Source organism: Xanthomonas sp. XNM01, assembly GCF_014851915.1.
GTDB lineage: Bacteria > Pseudomonadota > Gammaproteobacteria > Xanthomonadales > Xanthomonadaceae > Pseudoxanthomonas.
Map to the genome: position 1 here is coordinate 530,220 of NZ_JACVAP010000003.1, position 11,440 is coordinate 541,659.

Annotated in this window: 10 protein-coding genes; 5 read left to right on the top strand and 5 right to left on the bottom strand. The window is 71.3% G+C overall.

Annotation, left to right across the window (positions count from 1 at the left end; all coding sequences use genetic code 11):
• Window positions 1-140: 140 nt before the first annotated feature.
• Window positions 141-431 (bottom strand): hypothetical protein, encoded by a 291-nt coding sequence (locus IB242_RS13680; protein ID WP_192280263.1) that lies wholly within the window; start codon window positions 429-431, stop codon window positions 141-143.
• Between the two features lie 39 nt (window positions 432-470).
• Between IB242_RS13680 and uxaC the strand changes: the two genes are divergently transcribed.
• From uxaC to IB242_RS13695, 3 genes are all read left to right on the top strand, one after another.
• Window positions 471-1,895, top strand: a complete 1,425-nt coding sequence (gene uxaC / locus IB242_RS13685) for a glucuronate isomerase (protein WP_192280273.1) — start codon at window positions 471-473, stop codon at window positions 1,893-1,895.
• A 155-nt stretch (window positions 1,896-2,050) separates the two neighbouring features.
• Window positions 2,051-4,681, top strand: a complete 2,631-nt coding sequence (gene galB / locus IB242_RS13690; RefSeq protein ID WP_192280624.1) for a beta-galactosidase GalB — start codon at window positions 2,051-2,053, stop codon at window positions 4,679-4,681.
• The gene (locus IB242_RS13695) at window positions 4,678-5,850 is read left to right on the top strand and encodes an endo-1,4-beta-xylanase (protein ID WP_192280274.1); all 1,173 of its coding nucleotides are present in this window, start codon (window positions 4,678-4,680) and stop codon (window positions 5,848-5,850) included. The genes galB and IB242_RS13695 overlap by 4 nt, the downstream gene beginning before the upstream one ends.
• A 389-nt stretch (window positions 5,851-6,239) precedes the next feature.
• Here IB242_RS13695 and IB242_RS13700 read toward each other — a convergent pair whose 3' ends face one another.
• From IB242_RS13700 to IB242_RS13715, 4 genes are read right to left on the bottom strand one after another with little or no spacing between them, the layout of a single operon-like run.
• Window positions 6,240-6,464: a hypothetical protein gene (locus IB242_RS13700; RefSeq protein ID WP_192280275.1), complete on the bottom strand. Its 225-nt coding sequence runs from the start codon at window positions 6,462-6,464 to the stop codon at window positions 6,240-6,242.
• A complete protein-coding gene (locus IB242_RS13705; RefSeq protein ID WP_192280276.1) occupies window positions 6,461-7,831 on the bottom strand; it encodes an ATP-binding protein in 1,371 nt (456 codons plus the stop codon). Before IB242_RS13705 ends, IB242_RS13700 begins: the two co-directional genes overlap by 4 nt.
• Window positions 7,818-8,504: a response regulator transcription factor gene (locus IB242_RS13710; protein ID WP_192280277.1), complete on the bottom strand. Its 687-nt coding sequence runs from the start codon at window positions 8,502-8,504 to the stop codon at window positions 7,818-7,820. Before IB242_RS13710 ends, IB242_RS13705 begins: the two co-directional genes overlap by 14 nt.
• Window positions 8,505-8,522: 18 nt before the next feature.
• On the bottom strand, window positions 8,523-9,323 hold the full coding sequence (locus IB242_RS13715; protein ID WP_225540573.1) for a MipA/OmpV family protein: 801 nt from the start codon (window positions 9,321-9,323) through the stop codon (window positions 8,523-8,525).
• 154 nt (window positions 9,324-9,477) lie between these two features.
• On the opposite strand from IB242_RS13715, the gene IB242_RS13720 reads away from it, so the two are divergent.
• The gene (locus IB242_RS13720; RefSeq protein WP_192280278.1) at window positions 9,478-9,867 is read left to right on the top strand and encodes a BlaI/MecI/CopY family transcriptional regulator; all 390 of its coding nucleotides are present in this window, start codon (window positions 9,478-9,480) and stop codon (window positions 9,865-9,867) included.
• Entirely contained in the window at window positions 9,864-11,339 is a 1,476-nt protein-coding gene (locus IB242_RS13725) for a M23/M56 family metallopeptidase (RefSeq protein WP_192280279.1), read from the top strand. The genes IB242_RS13720 and IB242_RS13725 overlap by 4 nt, the downstream gene beginning before the upstream one ends.
• Window positions 11,340-11,440 lie beyond the last annotated feature (101 nt).

Sequence of the window (11,440 nt, forward strand, 5' to 3'; positions counted from 1 at the left end):
GGGAGAGCGAAAGCTCTTGCCGTTGCTTCGGCATTCGCTGTTGTTCTGGCTTTCAACGTCAGAGCCACTGCTGAAGCAGAAGCCGAAGCAGAAGCAGAAGCAGAAGCATCAGGGCAACAGCTTCCGCACTGTCGTGCGGGTTACTTTTGTCTTGGCAAAAGTAACCAAAACCGCAGGCGCCGACACTCGCCGATGCGTTGCATCGGTGCCCTGTGCTTCTCGGCGATCAGGGCACGGCGCCCAAACTCGCTCCGCTCAGACAAGGGCGCCTCTTCGGCCCTGATCACCTGCGATGCTCGGCTCGCTTTAAGGCGCAGAAGAGCGAACACCAAAAGCCGAAGCAACAGCAACAGCAACAGCAACAGCAACAGCGGAGCATCGCATTGCCATGACCGGCGCGCGATGGCCGACCACCGCTGGATGCGATCCATTCCCCCCACCTTCACCGCGCGCACGCAACAGGCACACCCATGAACACTGCCTCCAAGCCCCTGCATCTCCACGAGGACCGTCTGTTCTCCTCCGATCCGGTCCAGCGCGCGATCGCGCGGCGGCTGTATGCGGAAGTCGCACGCCTGCCGATCATCAGCCCGCACGGACATACCGACCCGGCCTGGTTCGCCGGCAACGCGCCGTTCGCCAATGCGACCGAGCTGCTGCTGGTACCGGACCACTACGTGTTCCGCATGCTCTACAGCCAGGGCGTTCCGCTGGATGCGCTGGGCATCCCGCGCAGCGATGGCGGCGGGAGACCGGTCGACCCGCGCGCGGCCTGGCGGGTGTTCGCGCAGCACTTCCACCTGTTCCGCGGCACGCCCTCGTCGATGTGGCTCAACCATGTCTTCCACGAGGTTTTCGGGTTGCGCACGCGACTGGATGCGGGCAGCGCCGACCACTACTACGACACCATCACCGGTGCGTTGCAGACCGACGCGTTCCGGCCGCGGGCGCTGTTCGAACGCTTCGACATCGAGGTGATCGCGACCACGGAAGGTCCGCTGGATCCGCTCACCCACCACCAGACCATCCGCGACAGCGGCTGGGGGGGCCGGGTCCTCACCGCCTACCGGCCCGACGAGGTCGTCGATCCCGAGCACGAAGTCTTCGGCACCGCACTGCAGCGCTTCGGCGAGATCACCGGCGAGGACGTGCACAGCTGGGACGGCTACCTGCGCGCGCACCGCAACCGGCGCGCGTTCTTCGCCTCGCTGGGCGCGACCTCCACCGACCATGGCCACGAGTCCGCGCTGACCGCCAACCTGTCCGACGCCGAGGCGCGGGCGCTGTTCCAGACCATCCTGCGTGGCGACTTCACCCCGGCGCAGGCGGCGCTGTTCCGCGGCCAGGTGCTGACCGAGATGGCGGCGATGAGCCTGGACGACGGGCTGGTGATGCAGCTGCATCCGGGCTGCTACCGCAACCACAACCCGCTGCTGTTCGCCCGCCATGGCCGCAACGTCGGCGCCGACCTGCCGCTGGTCACCGAGTACGTGCATGCGCTGAAGCCGCTGCTGGACCGTTTCGGCAACGAGCGCGACTTCCGCCTGATCCTGTTCACCCTGGACGAGAGCACCTACGCGCGCGAGCTGGGGCCGATGGCCGGCCACTACCCCAGCCTGTTCCTGGGCCCGGCCTGGTGGTTCCACGACGCGCCCGAGGGCATGTGGCGGTTCCGCGAGCAGACCCTGTCCACGGCAGGCTTCTACAACACGGTCGGCTTCAACGACGATACCCGGGCCTTCCTGTCGATTCCCGCCCGCCACGATGTCGCGCGCCGCATCGACTGCGCGGTGCTGGCCAAGCTGGTGGCCGAGCACCGGATCGAGGAGGACGAGGCCGCCGAGGTCGTCGTCGACCTCGCCTATCGCCTGCCCAAGGCGGCCTACCGGCTGTGACCGGGCCAGCCGCGACCGGGCCGGGCGCCGCGCTGGAGACCGCGCGCCGGCGATGGACCGGCCGCTGGCTGCTGGCCGGCGTGCTGCTTGCGGGCGTCGCCGCCTGCAGCACCGGCCGCGCCGGCACCGATCCGGGCACCCCGCCACGCGAGCGCGTGCTGCTCGATACCGGCTGGCGTTTCCACCAGGGCGAGCCGGAAGGGCTGGCCCCGCTGGACTACGACGTGCGTCCGGAGAGCGGCGGCCATGTCGATGGCAAGGATGCCGACGCACGCCCGACCGAAGCGGCGCGGCTCGACGCCGGCGAACGGCAGCTGCTCAAACCGTGGATCCTGCCCAGCGGCAACGCCTTCATCGCCGATCCTTCACGCCGCCCCACCCGCCCCGACGGCGATCCCGGCAGCGACCACCCCTTCGTGCAGGCCGGGTTCGACGACAGCGGCTGGCAGGCCGTCGAGGTGCCGCACGACTGGGCCATCGCCGGCCCCTTCATCGTCGACGGCCCGTACGGCGGCATGGGCCGGCTGCCCAGCTGGGGCGTCGGCTGGTACCGGCGCACGCTGGACATCGACGCGTCCGACCTCGGCCAGCCGCATTACCTCGACATCGACGGTGCGATGTCCTACAGCGCGGTCTGGCTCAACGGCCGCCTGGTCGGCGGCTGGCCGTACGGCTACAACAGCTGGCGGCTGGACCTCAGCCCGTACCTGGTCGAAGGCCGCAACCAGCTGGCGATCCGCCTGGACAACCCGCCCGAGTCGGCACGCTGGTACCCGGGCGGCGGTATGTACCGCAACGTCTGGCTGACCCGCACCGGCCCCGTGCACGTCGCTCACTGGGGCACCTTCGTGACCACGCCGGAGGTCTCGGCCGAACACGCCACCGTGCAGTTGGCGGTGCGCGTGGACAACACCGGCGATGCGCCGGTCGAGGTGCAGGTCGCCACCACGATCCATGCGCTGGATGCGCGCGGGCGCCCGGACGGCGGCGCCATCGCCCGCATCGCGCCGGCCACGCTGCGGATCGAGGCGAACGCCAGCGCCAGCAGCATCGGCAGCGTCGCCATCGCCAACCCGCGGCTGTGGGGCCCGCCGCCGACCCAGACCCCGCACCGCCATGTCGCGGTGACCACGGTCCGCCGCGACGGCAAGGTGATCGACCGCTACGAGACCACGTTCGGCATCCGCAGCCTGCGCTTCGCCGGCGACGGCCTGTACGTCAACGGCGAGCGCATCGTCATCCAGGGCGTCAACAACCACCACGACCTCGGCGCGCTGGGGGCGGCGTTCAACCGGCGTGCGGCCGAGCGGCAGCTCGAGATCCTGCGCGAGATGGGCGCCAACGCGATCCGCATGGCGCACAACCCGCCCGATCCGCAGCTGCTGGAACTGACCGACCGGATGGGCTTCCTGGTGGTCGACGAGGTGTTCGATTCCTGGGAACGGAAGAAGACGCCGCTCGATTTCCACCTGGTCTTCCCCGACTGGCACGAGCAGGACCTGCGCGCGATGCTGCGCCGCGACCGCAATCATCCGTCGGTGGTGCTGTGGAGCGTCGGCAACGAGGTCGGCGAGCAGTACACCGGTGCCGAAGGCGCGGCGATCGGCCGGCGCCTGCACGCCATCGTCCGCGAGGAAGACCCGACCCGACCGACCACCGCTTCGATGAACTGGGCCAAGCCGGACATGCCGTTCGGCGCGGTGTTCGACGTGGTCAACCTGAACTACCAGGGCGAGGGCATCCGCCAGGATCCGGTGTTCGACGGGACCGACCGGATCCGCACGCCGCCGCTGTACCCGGCCTTCCATGCCGCGTTTCCGGACAAGGCGATCATGGGCAGCGAAACCGCGTCGGCGGTCAGCAGCCGCGGCGTCTACCTGTTCCCGGTGACGGCCAAGACCAGCGCACCGGTGCGCGCCGGCAGCGGCGACGACGAGGCCATCGCCCAGGTCAGCGCCTACGAGCTGTACGCGGTGGATTTCGGCTCCAGCGCCGACACCGTGTTCGCCGCGCAGGACCGCAACCCGTTCGTCGCCGGCGAGTTCGTCTGGACCGGCTTCGACTATCTGGGCGAGCCGACCCCGTACTACAGCGCGCGCAGTTCCTACACCGGCATCGTCGACCTGGCCGGCTTCCCCAAGGACCGCTACTGGCTGTACCAGGCGCGCTGGCGCCCGGACCTGGCGATGGCCCACATCCTGCCGCACTGGACCTGGCCCGGCCGCGAGGGCCAGGTCACGCCGGTGCACGTGTTCACCAGCGGCGACGAGGCCGAACTGTTCGTCAACGGCGTGTCCCAGGGCCGGAAGAAGAAGGCGCCGTTCGAGTACCGGCTGCGCTGGGACGAGGTGGTCTACCAGCCCGGCAGCGTGCGCGTGCAGGCCTGGCGCGACGGAACGCCGTGGGCGCAGGCCGAGGTCCACACCACCGGCGCGGCCACCGAGCTGGCGCTCGAGGTGGACCGCGACCGCATCGCCGGCGACGGCCGCGACCTGGCCTACGTCACCGTGCGCGTGCGCGACGCCGAAGGCCGCGCGGTGCCGACCGCCACCATGCCGGTGCGCTTCCGCATCGATGGCCCGGGCGAGATCGTCGCCACCGACAACGGCGACCCGACCGACATGGTCGCCTTCCCCTCGCACGAACGCCGCCTGTTCAGCGGCCTGGCCCTGGCCATCGTGCGTGGCCTTCCCGGCAGGACAGGCACCATCACCGTCCATGCCGACAGCGACGGCCTGCGGGCCGCCAGCACCACTCTCACGCTCCAGCAGGAAACCGCCCCATGAACCAGCGCCGCTGTCGTTCCCTCGTCCGTCCCGCCGCCCTGCTGCTCGCCGTCGCGGCCAGCCTGGCGCTGCCCGCCTTCGCCGCCGACACGGCGCCGGCCACGCTGAAGGACGCCTACGCGGAGTCCTTCCTGCTCGGCACCGCGGTCAACGACGACATCGTCGCCGGCCGCGACACGCGCGCGCAGACGCTGGTGCCACGCCACTTCAACGCGCTCACCGCCGAGAACGTGATGAAGGTGGAGGAACTGCATCCCACCCCGGACAGCTGGAACTTCGGCCCGGCCGATGCGTTCGTCGCCTTCGGCCAGAAGCACGACATGTTCCTGATCGGGCACACCCTGGTCTGGCACAACCAGACCCCGGCGTGGTTCTTCCAGGACGCCGCCGGCAATGCGCTCGACAAGGACGCGCTGGCCGAACGGCTGCGCGCCTACATCGAGGTGGTCGCCGGCCGCTACGCCGGCAAGGTCCAGGCCTGGGACGTGGTCAACGAGCAGATCGGCGAGGACGGCACGTACCGCGATACCACCTGGGTGCGCGGCATCGGCGACGGCGACGAGCTGATGCGGCTGGCCTTCACCTACGCCAGCCGCTACGCGCCGGACACCGAGCTGTACTACAACGATTTCAACACCTGGCGCCCGGAGAAGCGCGACGGCATCGTGCGCATGGTCAAGCAGCTGCAGGCCGCCGGCGTGCGCATCGACGGCATCGGCATGCAGGGCCACTGGGGCCTGGACTACCCGGCCATCGCCGACATCGAGGCGGCGATCGACGCCTACGCCGCGCTCGGGGTCAAGGTGATGATCACCGAGCTGGACATCGACGTGCTTCCGTTGACGAAGGAAGGCCAGATCATCGGCCAGGGCATGACCCATCCGCAGTTCCAGCTGCCGGAGTTCAAGCGCTTCCTCGACCCGTACCGCGCCGGCCTGCCGGCCGACGTGCAGCAGCGCCTGGCCGACCGCTACGCCGAGCTGTTCGCGCTGTTCCACCGCAAGCGCGACGTGATCTCGCGGGTCAGCGTGTGGGGCGTGCACGACACGATGTCGTGGAAGAACGACTACCCGATCCCGGGCCGCATCAACTATCCCTTGCTGTTCGACCGCCAGTACCAGCCCAAGCCGGCGCTGGACGCGGTGCTGCGGGTGCCGGCGCAGCGCTGAGCCCGCCGTCGCCGGCCGTGCGGCCCGGCGGACGCGCGCGCGTCGGGACATGCGGACAGGGGCGCTGCGCATGTGCCGATGCGATGCGGCCCCTTCCGCGGTACGTGGCGCGGTCGCAGGCTGGCACGCCGCCCGCTCCAGCGCGGACGGTCCAGCGCCCGCACCACGCGTGCGTGCACGTCGGCCCCGGCGACCCGCCCACATCGCTCTCTCCATGGAACGTGACCCGGCACGCCGGGACAGGAGGCCGGGGCGGACGACCTTCCCTGCACCGGCGGCGGACGTGTGGCCCACGGACGGAGGGATGCAGGCCGGTCCCTGCGGCCGCTGGACCGCGGCAGGCGCGTGCCGGTTGCGCCATCGCGCAGCCGCTGCGCGTCCACGCCCTGTCAGAAGTCGCGCGCCTGCAGCATTTCCGAGGACAGCGCCTCGAGCAGGAAATCGACCACCTCGCCGCCACGTCCGTGCCCGACCAGCTCGCGTGCGGTCAGGCCACCGAGCCGGTCGATCGCGTCGTCGTCGTACCAGGCGCTCACCGCCTGCGCCTGCGGGACCAGCCAGCTGGCGATCCGGAAGATCGTCTCCTCCTGCACCGTCGTGTCGCTGCTGCTCATCGCCGGGGTCCTCCTTCGCGGCCGGTGTCGGGGATATCCACGACGAAACGCGTGCCGGGACCGGCATGCGTCTGGTCCAGTTCGACCTGCCAGCCATGGGCCAGGCAGATCTCGCGGCAGATCGCCAGGCCGAGGCCGGCGCCGCCGCCCCTGCCATCGGCGCCGCGGTTGAAACGCTGGAACAGCCGCGCGCGCCGGGCCTCGTCGATGCCCGGGCCCGCATCGACGACGGCGAAACCGGCCGGGGAGACGCACAGCAGCACCTCGCTGCCCGCCGGCGCGTGGTGCACCGCGTTCTCCAGCAGGTTCTTGAGCAGCATGAACAGCGCGCCGCTGTCGGCCTCGAGCGTGCGCTCGGCGCCCTGGGCCTCCACCCGCAGACGTACGCCGCGCCGGGCCGCCAGCCGCGCCAGGTAGTCGACCGCATCGAATGCCGCCGCCTGCATCGGCACCGGGCCAAAGCGGTAATTGTGGTCCTCGCTGGCCTCGGCCAGGTGCAGCAGCTGGTTGACCTGGCGCGCCATCAGCGCGGTGTCGCGCAGCAGGACCTCGCGATCCGCCGCGCCGCCCAGTTCGATCTCGCCGCGCAGCAGCGCCAGCGGCGTCTTCAGTTCGTGCGCGGCGGTGGCCAGGAATTCCTGCTGCACGCGGTAGCCCTGCTCCAGCCGATCCAGCGCGTTGTTGAAGGCTTCGATCAGCGGTACCAGTTCGGTCGGCAGGCCCTCGACCTGCAGCCGCGTGGACAGATGCCGCGGGCCGATCCTGGCGGCCTGCTGCGAGGCCTCGCGCAGCGGCCGCAGCGAGCGCCGCACGATCAGGAATACCACCAGCGCGAACACCGCCAGCGCCATCAGCGCGGTGCGCGCGCCGCCGCGCGCATAGAGCTTGCCGGCGAATTCGTCCATCGCCATGACCAGGCGCTCGCTGCGCGCCACGCTGATCGTGTAGGTGCCGCCACCGCGCTCGACGGTGCGCCGCAGTGCATGCAGCACGATCGGCTGGCCGCGGTTGACGACCTCGAACCGGTCCGCGTCCGGCGCCAGCCGTTCCAGCGCCTCCAGCGCCGGGCCGTGGTCGCTGCGCGCCACCACCGCGCCCTGCGCGTCCACCACCAGGAATGCCGCGTCGTTGGGCATCGCGTCGTACATGCTGGTCTCCAGCGGTTTGAGCCACACCGTGGCCGTGCCGGAGGCGTCCACGCGCAGGCCATGGGAGAGGTCCTTGAGCGCATCGGCCAGCTCGGTGCACAGCATCGTCTCCAGCGAAGGCCGCCAGGTGCGCAGCACGACGATGGCCACCACCGTGGCCGCCAGCACGCCGACGAAGGCCGCCAGCATCAGCCGGCCGGCGAGGCTACGCGGCCGCATCGATGCCCCTCGCCGCGAAGCCGTGGCCGCGCACGTTGACCAGTTCGATGCCGGCGTCAACTGCCGCCAGCTTGCGTCGCAGCCGGTGCAGGGCCACGTCCAGCGCGTTCGGCGTCACCGCGGTGCCCAGGCCCCAGGCGGCCGATTCCAGCGCGGTGCGCCGCACCGTGCCGCCCTGCGCCTGCAGCAGGCAGACCAGGATCTGCAGCTCGGCCGGGGCCAGGGTGATGGTGTCCTCGCCGCAGACCATGCAGCCGGCATCGGGCACCACGCGCACGCCCAGGTACTCGACCTGCAGCGTGCGCACCAGCGCCGGCCGCCGCATCAGCGCGCGCACCCGGGCGACCAGTTCCTCCATCTCGAAGGGCTTGGCCAGGTAGTCGTCGGCGCCGGCCTCGAGCCCGTCCACGCGGTCGCGCAGCGCATCGCGCGCGGTCAGCATCAGGCAGGGGATGCGGCTGCCGGCCGTACGCAGCCGCCGGACCAGATCCAGCCCGTCGCCGTCGGGCAGGCCGCGATCGACCACCAGCGCCGCGTACGGCTCGCGTTCGAGCGCGGCCCAGGCGTGCTCGGCGCGCGCGAACGCGTCCACCGCGATGCCGGCCGCCGCCAGCCCACGCTGGATCAGCGACACCAGGCGCTCGTGGTCCTCGACCAGGGCGATGCGATGCATGGGGCCGGACGCTGCCGGTCAGAACCGGCGGCTGATGCCGATCATCAGGCGCGCGGCGCCATCGGTATCGGCCTGGATCAACGGGCTGTCGGCGATCTCGTCGGGCAGGAACTGGTACTCCAGCGCGCCGAACGCGGTCCAGGCGCCGAACAGCGGCCGCATCACGTCCAGGCTGGCCTGCGGGATCAGCACCGCGCCGGGCCGGTAGGCGCGTACGCCGCGCGCGACCTCGCGGTCCAGCGTGCCGTAGTAGTAGTCGGCCATGTCCTCCGACAGCAGCCGCACGCCGACCCCCGGCACCAGCCGGGTGCGCCCGGCCTGGATCGGATAGCCGTAGTCGGCGCTGAGTTCGTAGCCCTCGCTGGTGCCGGTGATGTCGGCCAGCGCACGCAGGCGCAGGCTGCCGGCCGCACCGCGCCAGGTCGCGGCGACACCGGCGTCGGCCGCGTCGTGACGGTCCGACAGCAGGGTCGCATCGATGCCGTTGGCGGCCAGTTCGCGCCGGCCCAGGTCCTTGATGTCGACACCGTCGAAGCGGCCGGCCAGCAGCACGTCGAAGGTGAAGCGCTCGCCCTTGACCACGTGCATGCCGCCGGTCAGGCCCTGCCAGAAGAAGCGCTCGCCCTGCCAGGCCACCAGCGGGAACGGCCGGATCCGGGTGCCCTCGCCCGCATACGGGCTGTCGCGGACCGCCGCGCCCACGCCGAAGGTCCAGCTGTCGCCGCGCGGCTCGATGCTGCTGCCGACGCGGTCGGTGGTCTGCTGGGCGAAGGCCAGCGCGGGGGAAGCCAGCAGCAGGAGCAGGGACAGGCGGCGCATGGGGATCCGGGGTTCGCGTGGGGAAACGCAGGCTAAGCGCGGCAACCTTACCGCCGACTTACACCTCGAGGCTGCCGCAGCGTCATGCGTGCACCACTTGCACCGCATGCGACACATGTCGCACACTCGCGACACACGTCACCGAGGCCATGCCATGACCGCAGTTGCGACTCCCTCGAACGCCGAGCTGGAACTGCTCAAGTGCCTGTGGCGTCACGGCACCTGCAGTGCGCGCGAGCTGCATGACGCGGTGGCACCGGCACTGCAGTGGTCGTACTCGTCCACCCGCAAGACGCTGGAGCGGATGGTCGACAAGGGTCTGGTGGCCGAAGGCAGCGAACACGGTCTCAACGTCTATCGCGCCGCGGTCGGGAAGGTACAGACGCTGGCCACGCTGAGCGCGGATTTCGCCCGCCGCGTGCTGGAGATCGACGGCCCGCTGCCAGCGCAGGCCTTCACCGACAGCCGCCTGCTCGGCGAGGGGGAGCTCGAACAGCTCGAAGCCCTGCTGCGCGAGGATGCCGACCGGAACGGTCGCGCATGAGCCTGCCTCCGGCCATGTTCTGGATCGTGCATGCGCTGGCCAGCATCGGCGTGGCAGGCCTTGCCCTCGCCATCGGCCACTGGCTGCATGCGCGGCTGCGCCTGTCGCACGCCAACGACCGCTACTGGCGCGTGGTCTGGCTGCTGGCGGCGCTGCCTCCGCTGCTGGCGGCCGTGCTGCAGTGGTGGCGGCCGCACTCCGCAGCGGCCTTGCCCGACGCATTGCCTTTACCGGTCGCACTCGATCCGGGAGATGCGCAGCAGGTGATCGGCACGATGCTGCCGGCGGCGTTCGACTCCCCCCTGCCGGCCAGCGCCCTGCTGGCGTCGCTCTACGCCCTCGGCGCCGGGATCGCGTTGCTGCGCCATCTGCGCGGCAGCCGCGTGGTCGCGACCATCGTCCGTGCCGCGGCACCTGTCGATCGCGGCCGCTGGCCCGGCGCGCGCAGCGCGACGGAAGCCGCGCGACTGACCGCCGCTGGCATCGGCCTGCGCATCACTGCACGGGCGATGACGCCGTTCGCGGTGCGCTGGCCGCGCGCGACCATCGTGCTCCCGGCCGGGATGCTGGAGCAGCTGGACGACGACCAGCTGCACCTGATCGTCCGCCACGAGGCCGCCCACCTGCATCATCGCGACCCGCAGCGCGCGGCGCTGATGACGCTGGCCGGCATCCTGCTCTGGTTCAATCCGCCGCTGCGTCGGATCGGAACGCGCGTGCAGCTGGCGACGGAACTGCGCTGCGACGCCTGGGCCCTGGCTGTCGACGATGCCACCGGCCGCAGCCTGGCCACCGCCTACCTGCATACGCTGCGTGCCTATGCGGCGATGCCGGCAGCCGCCAGTGCACTCAACCACCGCGACCTCGCCGGCCATGCGCTGCGGATCCAGCACATGCTGCACGGCGATGGCGGGCGCACCCTGCCGCGCATGGCCGCCATCGGCCTGCTGGCCGGCACGCTGCCGGTGCTGGCCGCGCTGTCGCTGCTGCAGCTGGCCCTCGCCGCACCATCGCCCCCCACCGCAGCCGACGCGGCCTCCACGTCGACGACCGCGGCGGTGGCCACAGCGCCATCGGCGGTGTTCGGGCTGGACGCGCCGCTAGGGACGCTGCGCATCACCGGCCGGTTCGGCGATACCGGCGGCGTCCGCGCACGCCCGCACCACGGGACCGACTTCGGCGCCCGCGTCGGCACACCCGTGCTCGCGCCGGCTGCGGGCATCGTGACCGCAGCCACCACGCGCTATCCGGATGGTCCCGACTACGGCACCGTCGTCGTGCTCGACCATGGCGATGGCTGGCAGACGCTGTACGCCCATCTGGACGGCATCGATGTCGACGTCGGCCAGCGCGTGGCGGCCGGCGAGCAGATCGCGCGGGTCGGCCGCAGTGGCCGGGTGACCGGACCGCACCTGCATCTGGAAGCCCTGCACCACGGCCAGCGCGTGGATCCCGAACGCCTGCTGCAGTAGGTCCGCGCCTCCGCTTCACCCTTTCCCATGGCGACAGCGAGCCCGGCTCCGGGAGGGCCGCCTGCTGCCTGCGCCCCGCTCCGGAGCCACCCGATGACGCC